Here is a 16858-nt window from a genome sequence, read left to right as displayed (position 1 = left end):
CGGGGGCCACATCGGCCGCCACCCCATCGCGTCGGTCTGACGATTACACTGGGCCCGTGCCTCAACTACGTCTCGCCCTGAACCAGATCGACTCGCGCGTCGGCGACCTCGCCAGGAACACGGAGACGATCCTTCGCTGGACCCGGCACTCCGCCGAGCAGGGAGCGCATCTCGTGGCGTTCCCGGAGATGGCGCTGACCGGGTATCCCGTCGAGGACCTGGCCCTGCGTTCCTCCTTCGTCGAGGCGTCCCGCGCGGCCCTGCGCTCGCTCGCCGCCCGGCTCGCCGAGGAGGGCCTCGGGGAGCTGCCGGTGATCGTCGGCTATCTCGACCGCAGCGAGACCGCCCAGCCGAAGTACGGCCAGCCGGCCGGCGCCCCGCAGAACGCGGGGGCGGTGCTGTACGGCGGCGAGGTGGCGCTCACCTACGCCAAGCACCACCTGCCGAACTACGGCGTCTTCGACGAGTTCCGGTACTTCGTCCCCGGCGACACCATGCCGGTCGTGCGGGTGCACGGCGTCGACGTGGCGCTGGCCATCTGCGAGGACCTGTGGCAGGACGGCGGCCGGGTGCCGGCGGCACGGTCCGCCCAGGCCGGGCTGCTGCTGTCCATCAACGCCTCGCCGTACGAGCGTGACAAGGACGACACTCGCCTCGAGCTGGTGCGCAAGCGCGCCCAGGAGGCCGGCTGCACCACCGCCTACCTCGCCATGATCGGCGGGCAGGACGAGCTGGTCTTCGACGGCGACTCGATCGTCGTGGACCGGGACGGGGCGGTCGTGGCCCGGGCGCCGCAGTTCGCCGAGGGCTGCGTGGTGCTCGACCTGGACCTGCCCGCGGCCTCCCCCGACGCCCCGACCGGCGTGGTGGACGACGGTCTGCGCATCGACCGGCTGGTGCTGTCCGAGGAGCCCCTGCCGGCGTACGAGCCGACGCAGACGGGCGGATACGCCGAGCGCCTCGACGACGACGAGGAGGTGTACTCGGCGCTGGTGGTGGGCCTGCGGGCGTATGTCGCGAAGAACGGCTTCACGTCGGTCCTGATCGGCCTGTCCGGCGGCATCGACTCGGCGCTGGTCGCGGCGATCGCGTGCGATGCGGTCGGCGCGCAGAACGTGTACGGCGTGTCCATGCCGTCGAAGTACTCCTCCGACCACTCCAAGGGCGACGCGGCGGAGCTGGCCCGGCGTACGGGTCTGAACTTCCGAACCGTCCCGATCGAGCCGATGTTCGACGCGTACATGGGGTCGCTGGGCCTGACCGGGCTGGCGGAGGAGAACCTCCAGGCGCGGTTGCGCGGCACGACGCTGATGGCGATCTCGAACCAGGAGGGCCACATCGTCCTGGCCCCCGGCAACAAGTCGGAGCTTGCGGTCGGCTACTCGACCCTGTACGGCGACGCGGTGGGCGCGTACGGCCCTATCAAGGACGTCTACAAGACGTCGGTCTTCCGCCTGGCCAAGTGGCGCAACAAGGCGGCCGAGGAGCGGGGCCAGACCCCGCCCGTCCCGGAGAGCTCCATCACCAAGCCGCCGAGCGCGGAGCTGCGGCCGGGCCAGGTCGACACCGACTCCCTGCCGGACTATCCCGTCCTGGACGCGATTCTCGAGCGGTATGTCGACCGGGACGAGGGCGCCGACACGATCGTCGCCGCCGGCTTCGACCCCGCACTGGTCACCAAGACCCTGCGCATGGTCGACACCGCCGAGTACAAGCGCCGCCAGTACCCGCCGGGCACGAAGATCTCTCCCAAGGGCTTCGGCAAGGACCGACGGCTGCCGATCACGAACGGGTGGCGGGAGACGGCGTAACCGCGCAGCTACCCAGCTGCGGGCAGTCGTGCTGCCGCAACCGCCGTAGCTGCGGGCAGTCGTGCCGCTGGGGCGGCACGGGTGGGCGCAGCGGCACCCCGTAACGCCGGGCTACGCGACCCCCGCCCAGCCCGGCGCCGGCGCCAGTCAGAGATGCACCGCCGACGAGGCTTCCGGCACGTGCGACGCGACCAGCCGTTCCCGACCCCCCTGCGGAGCGACCCTCCGACGATCCACGACGTACGCCGTCCCGGCCACGGCAAGACCCAGCACCGCAAGCACCGCCCCCGCCGTAGCCGGCGACGTCACACCGAACCCCGCCGCCAGGGCAAGCCCACCGATCCACGCACCACCCGCGTTGGCCAGATTGAACGCAGCCTGGTTGGCCGAGGACGCCAGCGACGGCGCCGCAGCAGCCTTCTCCATGACCATCAGCTGAAGCGGGGACCCGGTGACGAACGCCGCCGTCCCGAGCAGCGCCACACCGAGCGCGGCGCTCCACCGCGCCTCCATGAGCAGCGGGAAGAGGGCGAGGACCACCACGAGGGAGGCCAGGCCGCCGAACAGCGTGCCCCGCATCGCGTGATCGGCGAGCCGGCCGCCCAGCAGGTTGCCGATCGTCGCGCCGACGCCGAACAGTGCCAGCAGCAGCGTCACGCTGGTCTCGGCGTACCCGGCGGAGTCGGTGAGCATCGGCGTGATGTAGCTGTACGCGGCGAAGAGCGCACCGAATCCGGCGACCGTCGTGCCGAGCGCCAACCACACCGGCAGCGAGCGCAGGGCGGCCAGTTCGCCGCGCAGGCCGGTGGTGGAGGCGTGGGCGTGGTCGTGCGGGATCAGCAGGGCCAGCGAGGCTATCGCCGCCACGCCGATCGCGCTGACGCCGAGGAAGGTCGCCCGCCAGCCGAGGTGCTGGCCCATGAGGGTGGCGGCCGGGACGCCCGCGATGTTGGCGACGGTGAGGCCGAGGAACATCAGCGAGACGGAGCGGGCCTTGCGCTCGGGCGCGACCATGGTGGTGGCGACGACGGCGCCCACGCCGAAGAAGGCGCCGTGCGGCAGACCGCTCAGGAAGCGGGCGGCCAGCAGCCAGTGGTGGTCGGGGGCGAAGGCCGAGAGGGCGTTGCCCACCACGAAGAGGACCATCAGGCCGATGAGCACGGTGCGCCGGGACATGCGCGCGGTGACCGCGGCCAGCAGCGGGGCGCCGATGACGACTCCCAGCGCGTACGCGGAGACCAGGTGTCCTGCGCTGGGGATCGAGATGTGCAGGTCGTCCGCGACGTCGGGCAGCAGGCCCATCATCACGAATTCGGTCGTGCCGATGCCGAAGGCGCCGACGGCCAGAGCGAGCAGGGCCAGGGGCATGAAGGGGCCTTTGCCTTTCAGAGCGGGGTTCCGTCCATCATATGTTCAAGTACGGAACAAAGCGTGGCAGGCCCAGTATTCCAGCGGGTTAAGACCCGGTTGCCAGATCCACACGCGCCGCCACCGGCAGATGGTCGCTGCCCGTCTGCGGCAGCGTCCAGGAGGTGACCGGCTCCACACCCTTGACCATGATCTGGTCGATGCGCGCCATCGGGAACGACGCCGGCCAGCTGAAGCCGAAGCCGCTGCCCGCCGCGCCCTGGGTGGAGCGCATCTGGGCGGTCACGGCGTTGAGCGCGCGGTCGTTCATGGTGCCGTTGAGGTCGCCGAGCAGGACGACCCGGGTCAGCTGCTCGTCGGCGATGGCCTCGCCGAGCGCGTCGGCGCTGGTGTCGCGCTGCCGGGCGGTGAACCCGGCCTCCAGCTTCACCCGGACCGAGGGCAGGTGGGCGACGTAGACGGCGAGCTGTCCGCCCGGCGCGGTCACCGTGGCGCGCATGGCCCGGGTCCAGCCCAGCTTGATGTCGACCGGCCGGATGTCACTGAGCGGGTACTTGCTCCACAGCCCGACCGTGCCCTGCACCGAGTGGTACTTGTACGTCGACGCCAGCGCCGACTCGTACGTCGGCACCGCGGCCGCCGTCAGCTCCTCCAGCGCCACCACGTCCGCGCCGGACGCGGCCACGTCCCGGGCCGTGCCGGACGGGTCGGTGTTGTCGGCGTTGACGTTGTGCGTGGCGACGGTCAGGTCGCCGCCGGCCGCGGCCGCCTTGTCGGTGAGCAGTCCGCCGAAGAGGTTCAGCCACACGATCGCCGGGAGCAGCACGGCGATGAGCGCGGTGGCGGACCTGCGGACGAGGGCCAGCAGGAGCAGCAGCGGAACGAAGACGCCGAGCCAGGGCAGGAACGTCTCGGTGAGGCTGCCGAGGTTGCCCACGCTGTTCGGGATGTACGCGTGGACCAGCATGACCAGGGACAGCAGCACCGCGACGGCGGCCAGGACGATGCCGCGCCGCCAGATCCGGGGGTCGCCGCGCCAGCCGTGCGTCGCGCGGGCCGTCAGGCGCCGAAGCCGAGATGCCGGCCGCTCGGGACCCGAGTCGCCGTTGTCCGTCTCCGTCACGTACGCCTGTTGCGCCATACCGTCGCCTCGCTACCTGCCGTGCACACCGTCGTCCCTCGTGCCCTACGACCCTAGGGGATGATCGGCTCCGTTCAACGCCGCCCCATGACGGCCGTACGGGCACTTAGGACGAACAAGTCGGCGCCGCGGGTTCCGGTTTCCGCCGGTGCGCGAGTGCTCTGTGACGAAACGCGAACATTCGGGCTATGTGGCGGGTGAGCTGACAGGTCGTAGCCCTTCGAGCGTCGTGTCGACGATCTGCTCCGCGAGACCTTCGGGCAGGTCGGCGTCCGGGCGCAGGAGGGAACGGACCAGCATGGGGCCGACGATGATGTCGTGCATCACCTCGACGTCGACGTCCGCCCGGAGTTCGCCGTTCTCCTGGCCTCGGCGCAGCACGTCCAGGCCGAGTCTGCGGCGGGGCGCTATGACGGCGTTGTGGTAGGCGGCCCAGATGCGGGGGCTGCTCTTCATCTGCGCGTGGACGTTGTGCAGGATCGCCGAGGAGCGGCTCGCCAGGCCACGCCGGCGCAGGGTTTCGAGCAGCACGACGAGGTCGTCGCGCAGCGAGGTGCCCGGGAGTTCGGGGTCGGCGGGCTCGGTGGTGCGGATGACGTCGACGAAGAGTTCCTCCTTGCCGCTCCAGCGGCGGTAGATGGTGGCCTTGCCGACGCCGGCGGTGCGGGCGATGCGCTCGATGGAGAGTTCGGCGAGAGGGACGCCGTCCTCCAGGAGTTTCATCGTGCCCTCGATGATGGCGCGTTCCACGGCCTCGCTGCGGGGGCGTCCACGGGCGGGCCCCTCCTGGCGGGGGCGGCTTTCGGCGAGGCTCACTGTCCTGTGTCCCTTCGTTGTCCTGGGACATTGTTGCTGGCGTGCCCGGCGTTCCCGGCATACGACGGCTCCGCCTCGTCGGCGCGACCGCTCTCGCCCGGTTCCCCGGCCCTGCCCGGCAGGAACAGCGCCACCACCACCGCCCCGACCAGGGCGACGCCCGCCCCGCACAGCGCGGTGACGTGCATGGCGTGCAGGAAGGCGTCGTTGGCGGGGATCACCAGGGCCCGCCCCTCGGGGCCGAGCCGTGCCGCGGCGGCGAGGGTGGCCTCGATGGATTCGCCGGCGGTGTGGCGCGCGGCACTGGGGAGTCGGGCCAACTCGTCCTCGATCGAGGTGCGGTAGGCGGTGGACAGGACCGAGCCCAGGACCGCGATGCCGAGGGCGCCGCCGACCTGGCGGAAGGTGTTGCTGAGGGCGGAGGCGGAACCGGCCTTCTCGCGGGGCAGGGCCTGCATGATGACGACGCTGACCGGCGTCATGATGTGCGCCATACCCGTGCCCATGAGGAAGAAGACGACCTCCAGGATCCAGATGGGCGTGTCCGCGTCCAGCGTGGCGAACGCGGCCAGCATCGCGGCGATGAGCAGCATGGCGCCGGTGGTGGTGGCCCGGTGGCCGAAGCGGTCGACGACCAGCCGGGCCCGCGGCGCGAAGATCATCTGGGCGGCGGCCAGCGGGAGCATCAGCAGACCGGTCTCCAGCGGCGAGTAGCCGCGTACGCTCTGGGTGTAGAAGACGGCGAAGAAGGTCACGCCCATCAGCGCGAAGAAGACCAGCGCGATGACGGAGATCGCGGCCGAGAACACCTTGCTCTTGAAGTAGGTGACGTCGATGGACGGGTGGTCGCTGCGCTTCTCGAAGACGACGAAGGCGGCGAGGACGGCGAGTCCGGCGCCGATGGTCGCCAGTACCGCCGGGTCCGCGAAGTCGGCGAGCTGGCCGCCCTTGATGATGCCGTAGACGAGCAGGACGAGCCCGACGACGGACAGCAGCACGCCGATGGGGTCGATCCGGCCGGGATTCGGATCGCGGGAGTCGGGCACCAGCCACAGCATCAGACCGATCGCGAGGATCACGATCGGCACGTTGATGAGGAACACCGAACCCCACCAGAAGTGGTCGAGCAGCACACCACCGGTGATCGGGCCGATGGCGATGGCGAGGCCGACGCCGCCGGCCCAGATGCCGATGGCCTTGGGCTGCTCGTCGCGCTCGAAGACGTTCATGAGGACGGCGAGTGTGGCCGGCATCACGAAGGCGGCACCGAGGCCCATCACCGCGCGGAAGGCGATGAGTTCGGTCGGCGATCCGGACGAGGCGGCGAGGGCGGAGCCGATGCCGAACACGACGAGCCCGCCGAGCAGGACCCTCTTGCGGCCGAGCCGGTCCCCGAGCAGTCCCGCACTGAACAGCAGGCCCGCGAAGACGAGGGTGTAGGCGTTGATCGCCCACTCCAGCTCGCTCTGGGTGGCGCCCAGACCGGTCGGGGCGGGCGTGGAGATCGTCTTGACGGCGACGTTCAGGATCGAGTTGTCCAGCACCACGATCAGCAGGCTCAGCATGAGGACGCCGAGTATGAGCCAGCGGCGCCGGTGCACCGCTTCCGGTATGCGGGGGCCGGGGACAGCCGGTGTAGTCATGCCGTCGAGCCTAGGCACTTTACGATACGAGACGGTGCCGTATCGTAAAGTTTTACTCAGCTCTTACGTGACCGGGTCCCCCTAGCCGTCGATGGCACGAGGTGCCACCATGGGAGTGATCCGGGGACGCCGTCAGGGCGCCTCGAGATGACGTAAGGAGCCGTTGCAATGACGCAGCTTTCGGCTGCCCGGACTGCACAGCAGAAGCCCTCCGACGGCAGCAAGGCGCTGTACGGGGGCAAGGGCACCCGCCGTATCACGGTTCGTGACATCACCGCCGCCAAGGAGCGCGGCGAGAAGTGGCCCATGCTCACCGCCTACGACGCGATGACCGCGTCCGTCTTCGACGAGGCCGGCATCCCGGTCATGCTCGTCGGCGACTCGGCGGGCAACTGCCACCTGGGGTACGACACCACCGTGCCCGTCACCCTCGACGAGATGACCATGCTGTCCGCCGCGGTCGTACGGGGCACGAAGCGTGCCCTGATCGTCGGCGACCTGCCGTTCGGCTCGTACCAGGAGGGCCCGGTGCAGGCGCTGCGCTCGGCGACCCGGCTGGTGAAGGAGGCGGGCGTGCAGGCCGTGAAGCTGGAGGGCGGCGAGCGGTCCCACGAGCAGATTCGGCTGCTGGTCGAGTCCGGGATTCCGGTGATGGCGCACATCGGACTGACGCCGCAGTCCGTGAACGCGATGGGGTACCGCGTCCAGGGGCGTGGCGAGGAGGCGGCGGCGCAGCTGCTGCGGGACGCCAAGGCCGTGCAGGACGCGGGGGCGTTCGCGGTGGTGCTGGAGCTGGTGCCGGCGGAGCTGGCCGCCGAGGTGACGCGGACGCTGCACATCCCGACGGTCGGCATCGGCGCCGGGCCGGAGACGGACGCGCAGGTGCTCGTGTGGACGGACATGCTGGGGCTGACGGGTGGTCGGGTCCCGAAGTTCGTCAAGCAGTACGCGAATCTGCGGGAGGTCATGGGCGACGCGGCGAAGGCGTTCGCGGAGGACGTCGTCGGCGGAACGTTCCCGCAGGAGGAGCACTCGGTCCACTGAGCCATCTCCGCACAGGGCAGCCCGCCGATCTTCCCCCGTCGGCGGGCTGCCCCCTTTTTGCGCCTAAGCCGGCGCCGCTCTCGCGGACGTGGTTGCTCGCCGTCGTGGTTCCTCAATTGATGGTTGCGGTGCTCGTCGGGGAATTGTCGGTGGTGTCGGCAGGATGTCGGTCGTTTGTCGGTGGCGTCTGGAACCGTCGCCCCCATGACACGAATCGACAAGAACCCCGGCGGCAGTGAAGTGGCCGTCACCGTGCGGGGGCTGGTCAAGCACTACGGCGAGACCAAGGCGCTGGACGGCGTCGACCTGGATGTGCGTGAGGGCACCGTGATGGGAGTGCTCGGGCCGAACGGGGCCGGGAAGACCACCCTCGTACGGATTCTGTCCACCCTGCTGGCCCCGGACGCCGGGCAGGCGACCGTCGCCGGCTATGACGTCGTACGACAGCCGCGGCAGCTGCGCCGGGTGATCGGGCTCACCGGGCAGTACGCCTCCGTCGACGAGAAGCTCCCGGGCTGGGAGAACCTGTACCTGATCGGGCGTCTGCTGGACCTGTCCCGCAAGGAGGCCCGCACCCGGGCCGACGAGCTGCTGGAGCGGTTCTCGCTCACCGATGCGGCCAAGCGGCCGACGGCGACGTACTCCGGCGGTATGCGGCGGCGGCTCGACCTGGCGGCCTCGATGATCGGGCGCCCGGCCGTGCTGTTCCTCGACGAGCCCACCACCGGCCTCGACCCGCGCACCCGCAACGAGGTGTGGGACGAGGTGAAGGCCATGGTCGGGGACGGGGTCACCGTGCTGCTGACCACGCAGTACATGGAGGAGGCCGAGCAGCTCGCCTCCGAGCTGACCGTCGTCGACCGGGGGAAGGTCATCGCGAACGGCGGGATCGAGGAGCTGAAGGCCAAGGTCGGCGGGCGGACGCTGCGGGTGCGGCCGGCCGATCCGGTGCAGCTGCGGCCGCTGGCCAGCGCGCTCGACGAGCTGGGCATCACCGGGCTGGCCACGACCACCGTGGACACCGAGGGCGGCACCGTGCTGGTGCCGATCCTGAGCGACGAGCAGCTGACCGCCGTGGTCGGCGCCGTCACGGCGCGCGGTATCACGCTCGCCTCGATCAGCACCGAACTGCCCAGCCTGGACGAGGTGTTCCTGTCCCTCACCGGCCACCGCGCCAGTGCCCCGCAGGACGCCGCGCCCGCCGACACCCGCGAGGAGGTCGCCGTATGAGCGCCACCACCGCCACAGCCGCCGACGCCCGTATCCCGCTGCGCGGCCACCTTCGTCACACCGGGGCCCTGATCCGCCGCAACCTGCTGTGGATCCGGCAGGACCCCGAGTCGATGTTCGACGCGCTGCTGATGCCGGTCGTCTTCACCCTGCTGTTCGTGTACGTCTTCGGCGGCTCGATCGGGCAGGCCCTGGGCGGCGGGCAGGACGGGTACGTGCAGTACGTGATCCCGGGCATGATCGCGATGATGAGCATGACGCTGTCCCAGGGCGTCGGCACCGGCTTCAGCCAGGACTTCAACTCCGGCGTCATGGACCGTTTCCGGTCGCTGCCGATCGGGCGCGGCTCGGTGCTGTTCGCGAAGATCTCGGTCGAGCTGGTCCGGATGCTGTTCGCGACGACCGTGCTGATGATCGTCGCCGTCCTGGTCGGCTTCGACATCACCAACTGGCTCGGCGTGTTCGCGGCCGTGGGCCTGTCGACGGCGTTCGCCTCGTCCATCATGTGGGTGTTCCTCACCCTGGGCGTGGTCCTGAAGAACGCGCAGTCCGTGCAGGCGATGGGCTTTCTGGTGCTGTTCCCGCTGCAGTTCGGCTCGTCGATCTTCGCGCCGACGGAGTCGATGCCGGGCTGGCTGCAGGCGTTCACCGACTACAACCCCCTGTCCACGCTCGCGGACGCGGCCCGCGGCCTGATGGTGGGCGGCCCGGTCGCGCACGACCTGTGGGTGACGCTGGGCTGGTCGGCTGCGATCACGGTGGTGATGGCGCCGGTCGCGATCCACAAGTTCAAGACGAAGAGCTGAGCCGGTCACACCAGGGCGGCGGCCTCCTGCGGGGAGAGGCCGCCGCCTTCGGCGTACGCCGCCGTGTACTCCTCGGCGGGCAGCGCGGCCCGTACGGCGGCCGTGGCGCGGTCGCGGGCCATGCGTTCCAGGGACGAGTGCACATGGCCGGAGGGCAGCAGCGCGTCGGCCGCCCCCAGGCAGCGGGCGGCGTCGCGTCCGCCGTCGCTGCCGGCCATCGCCAGGGCGGCGATGACGAGGTACGAGGAGAACAGTTGCGGGGCCATCGCCTTCGACAGCGGATCGTCGGCCTGCGCGAGGCCGAGCCGGATCTTCTCCCTGGCCTGCTCGTAGCGGCCGTCGACGGCGTCCACCCACGCCTCCTGACCGAGGATGAACGCATCGAAGACGACGAAGTGGGCGATGGTGAACTCCTCGCGCAGCGCCCGCAGATGCTCGCGCGCCTCGGCGGTCCGGCCGGTGCAGCTGAGCCATCCGGCGAGGACGACCCGGGCGAACGGCATCGCCTCGTTGTGCGCGCCCTCCCCGCCGTCGAGCACCTCCCGCAGCAGGCGCTCGCCCTGCTCGGCCTCGCCCGACTCCAGCACCGCGCTGGCCAGCCGGGCGGTGAGGACCGCGTGCTGGGCGCGGGCGCCGAGCCGCCGGGCGTGTTCCATGGCCGCCTCGTAGTCGGCGGCGGCCGCGAGGTACCGCCCCTTGCGCTCGTGGGCCTCGGCACGCGCGGAGAGTGACTCGGCGCTGCCCCAGGCGTCACCGAGGCGCTGGTATATCTCCAGCGACTCGTCGGCGTCCCGCTCCGCCTCGTCCGCCCGGTCGGACCGGTTGGCGAGGATGTTGGCGCGGATCTGGAGGCTGGCGGCCAGTTCCCAGTCGTAGCCGGGAGTCGCGCGGCAGGTGGCGACGGCGGCGTCGAGGAGCGTGGCCAGCCGGTCCATGTCACCGGTCAGCATCACGGCGTAGTAGGACAGCATGCCAGGGGTGCGGCAGGTCTGCGGGAGCCCCGGTTCGTAGGCCTCGGCGATCGTCCGCAGCTTGCGCTGGGCCTCGGGGGTCTGCCAGGCGTCCAGCTCGGTGTCCATGCAGGCCAGATGGGCGAGGTGGACACCGCGCCGGGCCTCTTCGAGGACCTCCCCGGTCATGGGTGGCGGCTCGGCGGTGCAGCGCTGCCACACCGGGGCGGCCGGGCGGACCGGCTCGGTGAAGGGGTCGGGGCCGAGGGCCATGATCTCGCGGCACCAGTTGCGGGCCTCGATGCGCAGATCGCGCATCTGCCAGTACCAGGTCAGCGACAGCGCCAGGCACAGCGCCTCCTGCTCGTCGCGTTCGGCGACGGCGTGCCGCAGGGCGGTGCGCAGGTTCTCGTACTCCTGCTGGAGCCGTTCGACTGCGGCCAGTTGGCTGGGGCCGCGCAGCAACGGGTCGGTGGTGCGGGCGAGTTCACGGTAGTACGTCAGGTGCGCGCGTTCGGTGTCGCGGCGTCGGCCGGCCTCGTCGAGCCGTTCGCCGGCGTACTCGGCGACGGTCTCCAGGAGCCGGTAGCGCATCTCGCCGTCGCCGGCGGGGGCGGCCACGACGAGCGACTTGTCGACGAGGGAGCCGAGCGCGTCCAGGGCGGCGGGCCCGCACACGGCCTCGGCGGCGGCGAGGTCGCAGCCGCCGGCGAACACCGACAGGCGGCTCAGGACGTCCCGTTCGTCCTCGTCGAGCAGGTCCCAGGACCAGTCGACGACGGCACGGAGTGTCTGCTGGCGGGGCAGCACGGTCCGGCTGCCGGAGGTAAGGAGGCGGAAGCGGTCGTCGAGCCGGTCGGCGATCTGGCGGGGCGTGAGCATCCGCAGCCGGGCGGCGGCGAGCTCGATGGCGAGCGGCAGGCCGTCGAGGCGGCGGCATATCTCGGCGCAGGCCTCGGGGTCGTCGTCGATGCGGAACCCGGGCCGGGCAGCGGCCCCGCGGTCGGCGAACAGCCGCAGGGCGTACGGCTCCGGCAGCGGCTCCACGGGCCGCAGCACCTCCCCCGGTACGCCGAGCGGTTCCCGGCTGGTGGCGAGGACCGTGAGGTGCGGGCAGCGCGCCAGCAGTTCCTCGGTCAGGCGGGCGGCGGCGTCGACGACGTGCTCGCAGTTGTCGAGGACGATCAGCATGCGGCGGCGGGCGCAGTGCTCGACGAGGCGTTCGACGGGGTCGTCGTGGCGGTCGCCCGTGGCGGCCCGGAACTCCTCGGCGCCGGCGCCGTGCAGCACCGTCTCGCGGGCGCCGATCGCGGTGAGCACGGCCTCGGGGACGGCGGCGGGGTCGTCGACCGGCGCGAGCTCGGCGAGCCAGACGCCGTCGCGTGCCGCGTGGACGGTCTCGGCGGCCTCCTGCGAAAGCCGGGTCTTCCCGGCACCGCCGGGCCCGAGCAGTGTGACCAGCCGGGTAGTGGCGAGGTCGCTGCGAATGGCCTCGATGTCGTCGTCGCGGCCGACGAAGGAGGTGAGGCGGGCGCGCAGGTTGCCGAGAGGCCGGCTCGGGGCCTGCGGAACGTCCTCCGGGCTCAGCAACTCCCCGTGCAATGCCCGCAGTTCGGCCCCGGGATCGGCCCCGAGCCGGTCCGCGAGCAGCTGTCGTACGTCTTCATAGGCGGCCAGCGCTTCAGCGGCCCGCCCGGCGTCGCGCAGAGCGCGCAGGCGCAGGGCCTGCAGGGGTTCGTCCAGGGGGTGACTGTCGCACAGGGCGGTCAGCTCGGGCAGGGACTGTTCGGCGTGGCCCAGGGCGAGGCCGGCGGTGTGGCGGGCGCGGAGGGCGTCCATGCGCCGGGTCTCGCAGCGGGCCGCCTCGGCGGTGCGGTCGGGGAGGTCGGCGAGGGCGGGGCCGCTCCACAGGGCGAGGGCGTCATCGAGGACGACGGCCGCCTTCGCGTGGTCGCCGTCAGCGAGGGCACGCATGCCGTCGCCGACGAGCCGCTCGAACCGGTGCAGGTCGATGTCGTCGGCGGGGGCGACGAGCCGGTACCCGCCCTCCACGGACTCGACGGCATCCGTCCCGAGCGCCCTGCGCAGCCGCCCCACCAGCGCCTGCAGCGCGCCGGTGGCGTCGGCGGGCGGGTCCCCGTCCCACACCTCGCCCACGAGCAGGCCCACAGGCACGACCCGCCCGGCCCGCAGGGCCAGCACGGTCAACAGGGCACGCAACCGCGCCCCGCCGACCGGAACGGCCGTGCCGTCGGGGCGGAGCGCCTGGGTGGTGCCGAGGACGCGATAGCGCACGGGGTCCATTGTCACCGGGGACGCAGCGGCGCCGCCTCCGGGTTTACACGGGCATGAACTATGAAGAGGCGTATCCGTTTGGGCATCTGGTGGATACCGTCTACCGGACCAGCCCTTCGTCCGCCGCCTCAGGAGCCCTCCCCATGACCACGACCGCCACCCGCTCCAGCGACCGGCGGATCAGCCCCGTCTTCCTCGGGATCCTGGCCGTGACGGCGGTGACCGGATGGGCCACCTGGACCGGATTCGCGGAGCAGCCCGGGGTGGCCGTCTTCCTGTTCGTCACGGGCGCCTGGATCGTCTCCCTCTGCCTGCACGAGTACGCGCACGCGCGTACCGCGCTGCACAGCGGGGACATCTCGGTCGGGGCGAAGGGCTACCTGAGCCTGAATCCTCTCGCTTATACGCACGCCCTGCTCAGCATCGTGCTGCCCGTGCTGTTCGTGATCCTGGGCGGGATCGGGCTGCCGGGCGGTGCCGTCTTCATCGAGCGGGGCCGGATCCGGGGGCGGTGGCGGCACAGTCTGATCTCGGCGGCGGGTCCGCTGACGAACGTGCTGTTCGCGGCCGTGTGCACGGCGCCGTTCTGGCTGGACGCGCTGGACGGCGTACCGCGCGACTTCCAGTACGCCCTCGCCTTCCTGGCGCTGCTCCAGGTGACGGCCGCGATCCTGAACTTCCTGCCGGTGCCGGGCCTGGACGGCTACGGCGTCATCGAGCCCTGGCTGTCGTACAACATCCGCCGCCAGGTCGAGCCCCTCGCGCCCTTCGGGCTGCTGCTGGTGTTCGCGCTGCTGTGGATCCCGGCGCTGAACGGCGCGTTCTTCGACCTGGTCGACGCCGTGCTGCGGGGCCTCGGGATCAACGACGTCGACACGTACTGCGGCTACGAGCTGTACCGCTTCTGGCTCGGCACCAACGAGTACTGCTCGGTCAGCCCGTGACCGACGAGTCGCGCTGCGCGCTCCGGCCGCGCTTCAGGTAGTACCAGGCCATGTTCGACGACAGTCCCGCGAGCAGCACCCACACGATGCCCAGCCAGCTGCCCTGCGCGAAGGAGATGACGGCCGCGACGACGGCGAGGACGCAGACGGCGAGGGCATAGAGGGCGAGACGGGGCATGGCGTTCGGCTCCTGTCGGGGGACACTGCTGGCATTGCCGGAGACCACCAGTGTCCCCCATGGGGTCATACGTCCGTGACGCGCAGTCCCGCGTGCGCCTTGTAGCGGCGGTTGACGGAGATCAGGTTGGCGACCAGCGACTCCACCTGGTGGGCATTGCGCAGCCGGCCGGCGAAGATACCGCGCATACCGGGGATGCGGCCGGCCAGCGCCTGCACCATCTCGACGTCGGCCCGCTCCTCGCCGAGGACCATGACGTCGGTGTCGATCTCCTCGATCTCCGGGTCCTGGAGCAGCACGGCGGACAGATGGTGGAAGGCGGCGGTGACCCGCGCGTCCGGCAGCAGCGCGGCGGCCTGCTCGGCGGCGCTGCCCTCCTCCGGCTTCAGCGCGTAGGCGCCCTTCTTGTCGAAGCCGAGCGGGTTGACGCAGTCGACGACCAGCTTGCCGGCCAGCTCGGCGCGCAGGGACTCCAGGGTCTTGCCGTGCCCCTCCCACGGCACGGCGACGATCACGATGTCGCTGCGCCGCGCGCACTCGGCGTTGTCGGCGCCCTCGACGCCGTGCCCCAGCTCCTGAGCGGCGGCCTGCGCCCGCTCGGCCGCCCGGGAACCGATGATCACCTTCTGGCCGGCCCGGGCGAGCCGGTAGGCGAGGCCCTTGCCCTGCGGCCCGGTCCCGCCGAGCACGCCGACCACCAGCCCGGAGACGTCGGGCAGGTCCCAGGGGTCCTTGGCGGGGGCCTTCGCGGGCTTCTGTGCAGCACTGTCGGTAGAGGTCATGGGCCGACTTTACGTCCGGCCCCGCGGGCCCACAGGATCAGGTGAGCTCCGTCACGGGGACCCGCAGGAAGCTGATCGTCTCGTACGCGCCGAAGTCGCCCGTCTCGTAGAGGAGTCCGACGGTGGACGCGTCGACGCGCACGAGGTCGCTGTACGCGGCCGGCAGGCCGTCGACCGTGAACACCGGGCGCCAGGTCCTGCCGCCGTCGGCGGAGGCGCGGAGGGTCATCAGGGCGCGGCCTCGGGCGGCGGGTCCGGAGAAGAGCAGGATGTCGGGGTCTCGGAGTGGGAGGACGCTCGCCTGGCAGACGGGGGCGGTCAGCCCGGCCTGCGGACGGAACGGCTTCACGAGGGTCCTGCCGCCGTCCTCGGAGTGGGCGTCGGCCCGGTTGCCGGGCGAGCGGGAGTCGGTGCGGGTGTTGAAGTAGACGCGGCCGTCGGGGAGTTCGGCGGCGGTGGTCTCGTTGACGTTGACGTAGTCGTCGTCGCTCTCGTCGATGTAGCCGAGATACCAGGTCTCGCCGCGGTCGTCACTGAGCAGGCAGTGCCCGCCGTTGTACCGGGGCTCGTTGCCGAGGTCGGTGCCGGCCGGCGGCAGCGTGTGGTTGCCGGGGACGACGACCCGGCCGGTGCTCAGCTGGATGCCGTGGCCGGGAGTCGTGGCGTACCAGCGCCAGCCGGGCTGCTTCACCTGCTCGGTGATCTCCCTGGGCTGCGACCAGGTCCGGCCGTCGTCGTCGCTGTGCTGCACCCACACCCGGCGCCCGTCGGCCTCCTTCACCTCGCCGCGCAGGATGAGCTCCTCGGCGGCCGCCGCCGCGGAGCGGACGTGGACGAGCAGGATGCGGCCGGTGTCGAGGACGACCGGGGCCGGGTTCCCCGCGAGGTCGGTGCCGTTGTCCGCGACCACCTGCAACGGGCCCCAGGTGCGGCCGCCGTCCGTGGAGCGCTTCAGCACGATGTCGATGTTTCCCCAGTCGTGCGCGGACTCGACCCGGCCCTCGCAGAAGGCGAGGACGGTGCCGGAGTCCGTCCGCACGACCGCCGGGATCCGGTAACTGGCATAACCCTCGCGGCCGGCGCGGAAGGGAACGGTTGCTGCTGGCATGGGCGACTCCTCGGGGTGACCGTTCGCGGGATTGCGGCCCTGTGCCCATCTTGGGCGAATTCGCGGTGAACTCCGGGTCACGAGTGCCCTGTTACGGCAGGATACGGCCGTATGGATGCCGTACGGGTCGCATTGCTGCGTGAAGTGCTCGCCGGGACCGAGTGGTTGGGGGCCACCCGGCGGTTCGCGGGGGTGCTGCGCGGGTCGGTGGTGTCGCACGGGGGCGGGCTGCTGCTCGTCGGCACACCGGAGTACGAGCCGTGGCATCTGGCGGCCCACCTGGTCGACGAGGCGGCCTGGTCGGGTACGCCCGAGCTGGCCCCCACCCTCGTCCGGCACGATGCGCGCCCCTCCGATCCGGCGCATCTGGCGGTCGGGCTGGGGCGCATCGAGGCGGCCCGGCGTGGTGAGACGCTGCTGCTGGTGTCGCCCGAGGGCCCGGGTGCGCCGCTGCTGGAGCGGGTGCACGACGCGCGGCGGGCCGGAGCGACGGTGCTGGCCCTCGGTTCGGCCGACGGGGACCTCACCGCGATGGCGCACGAGACGCTGGCCGTGCGGGAGGAGTCCGAGCTGGACCTGGACACCGTGCAGCACCTGGTGAGCGCGGCGGCCGGGGAGAACGCGCTGCCCGCGGCGCGGGGGCGGCGGCTGAGGGACCGGCTGGCGAGGCTGGCGGACGAACTGACGGCGCCGCCGCCTGCCCGCTGGTGACCTTGCCCACCGCTGCGCGGCCACCTTCACG

14 protein-coding genes are annotated in these 16858 nt (G+C 71.7%); 6 read left to right on the top strand and 8 right to left on the bottom strand.

Annotated elements, in window-relative coordinates:
• Nucleotides 1-56 precede the first annotated feature (56 nt).
• A complete protein-coding gene (locus tag ACKTSN_RS33285; RefSeq protein ID WP_409472502.1) occupies nucleotides 57-1811 on the top strand; it encodes an NAD+ synthase in 1755 nt (584 codons plus the stop codon).
• A 147-nt stretch (nucleotides 1812-1958) separates the two neighbouring features.
• Here ACKTSN_RS33285 and ACKTSN_RS33280 read toward each other — a convergent pair whose 3' ends face one another.
• The 4 genes from ACKTSN_RS33280 to ACKTSN_RS33265 form a co-directional block, all read right to left on the bottom strand.
• Complete coding sequence (locus ACKTSN_RS33280) at nucleotides 1959-3179, bottom strand: MFS transporter (protein WP_409472501.1); 1221 nt, start codon at nucleotides 3177-3179, stop codon at nucleotides 1959-1961.
• An 88-nt stretch (nucleotides 3180-3267) separates the two neighbouring features.
• Nucleotides 3268-4320 carry an endonuclease/exonuclease/phosphatase family protein gene (locus tag ACKTSN_RS33275; protein WP_409472500.1) on the bottom strand — a complete coding sequence of 351 codons (1053 nt, stop codon included), beginning with the start codon at nucleotides 4318-4320 and terminating at the stop codon, nucleotides 3268-3270.
• Nucleotides 4321-4506: 186 nt separating this feature from the next.
• Complete coding sequence (locus ACKTSN_RS33270; RefSeq protein WP_409472499.1) at nucleotides 4507-5136, bottom strand: TetR/AcrR family transcriptional regulator; 630 nt, start codon at nucleotides 5134-5136, stop codon at nucleotides 4507-4509.
• Nucleotides 5133-6779 carry an MFS transporter gene (locus tag ACKTSN_RS33265; protein WP_409472498.1) on the bottom strand — a complete coding sequence of 549 codons (1647 nt, stop codon included), beginning with the start codon at nucleotides 6777-6779 and terminating at the stop codon, nucleotides 5133-5135. Before ACKTSN_RS33265 ends, ACKTSN_RS33270 begins: the two co-directional genes overlap by 4 nt.
• A gap of 168 nt (nucleotides 6780-6947) precedes the next feature.
• Between ACKTSN_RS33265 and panB the strand changes: the two genes are divergently transcribed.
• From panB to ACKTSN_RS33250, 3 genes are all read left to right on the top strand, one after another.
• Nucleotides 6948-7823 (top strand): 3-methyl-2-oxobutanoate hydroxymethyltransferase, encoded by an 876-nt coding sequence (gene panB / locus ACKTSN_RS33260; protein ID WP_409472497.1) that lies wholly within the window; start codon nucleotides 6948-6950, stop codon nucleotides 7821-7823.
• Nucleotides 7824-8027: 204 nt separating this feature from the next.
• Entirely contained in the window at nucleotides 8028-9053 is a 1026-nt protein-coding gene (locus ACKTSN_RS33255; RefSeq protein WP_409472496.1) for an ATP-binding cassette domain-containing protein, read from the top strand.
• Complete coding sequence (locus tag ACKTSN_RS33250; RefSeq protein ID WP_409472495.1) at nucleotides 9050-9859, top strand: ABC transporter permease; 810 nt, start codon at nucleotides 9050-9052, stop codon at nucleotides 9857-9859. The genes ACKTSN_RS33255 and ACKTSN_RS33250 overlap by 4 nt, the downstream gene beginning before the upstream one ends.
• 5 nt (nucleotides 9860-9864) lie before the next feature.
• Here the strand turns inward: ACKTSN_RS33250 and ACKTSN_RS33245 are convergent, their stop codons facing one another.
• Nucleotides 9865-13113 (bottom strand): BTAD domain-containing putative transcriptional regulator, encoded by a 3249-nt coding sequence (locus ACKTSN_RS33245; RefSeq protein ID WP_409474984.1) that lies wholly within the window; start codon nucleotides 13111-13113, stop codon nucleotides 9865-9867.
• Nucleotides 13114-13247: 134 nt separating this feature from the next.
• Here ACKTSN_RS33245 and ACKTSN_RS33240 point away from each other — a divergent pair, with 134 nt between their 5' ends.
• Nucleotides 13248-14048: a site-2 protease family protein gene (locus ACKTSN_RS33240; RefSeq protein ID WP_409472494.1), complete on the top strand. Its 801-nt coding sequence runs from the start codon at nucleotides 13248-13250 to the stop codon at nucleotides 14046-14048.
• Here ACKTSN_RS33240 and ACKTSN_RS33235 read toward each other — a convergent pair.
• Genes ACKTSN_RS33235 through ACKTSN_RS33225 form a run of 3 tightly spaced genes read right to left on the bottom strand, consistent with a single transcriptional unit; the run spans nucleotide 14038 to nucleotide 16116 of the window.
• A complete protein-coding gene (locus ACKTSN_RS33235) occupies nucleotides 14038-14295 on the bottom strand; it encodes a hypothetical protein (protein ID WP_409472493.1) in 258 nt (85 codons plus the stop codon). The genes ACKTSN_RS33240 and ACKTSN_RS33235 overlap by 11 nt on opposite strands.
• The gene (gene npdG, locus ACKTSN_RS33230; RefSeq protein WP_409472492.1) at nucleotides 14292-15008 is read right to left on the bottom strand and encodes an NADPH-dependent F420 reductase; all 717 of its coding nucleotides are present in this window, start codon (nucleotides 15006-15008) and stop codon (nucleotides 14292-14294) included. The genes ACKTSN_RS33235 and npdG overlap by 4 nt, the downstream gene beginning before the upstream one ends.
• Nucleotides 15009-15045: 37 nt before the next feature.
• Entirely contained in the window at nucleotides 15046-16116 is a 1071-nt protein-coding gene (locus tag ACKTSN_RS33225) for a sialidase family protein (RefSeq protein WP_409472491.1), read from the bottom strand.
• A gap of 111 nt (nucleotides 16117-16227) precedes the next feature.
• Here ACKTSN_RS33225 and ACKTSN_RS33220 point away from each other — a divergent pair, with 111 nt between their 5' ends.
• Nucleotides 16228-16827, top strand: coding sequence for a hypothetical protein (locus tag ACKTSN_RS33220; RefSeq protein WP_409472490.1), 600 nt, complete (start codon nucleotides 16228-16230; stop codon nucleotides 16825-16827).
• Nucleotides 16828-16858 lie beyond the last annotated feature (31 nt).

The organism is Streptomyces flavusporus (genome assembly GCF_046267975.1).
GTDB classification, from domain to species: domain Bacteria; phylum Actinomycetota; class Actinomycetes; order Streptomycetales; family Streptomycetaceae; genus Streptomyces; species Streptomyces flavusporus.
This window is presented reverse-complemented; position numbering and strand designations above follow the sequence as displayed.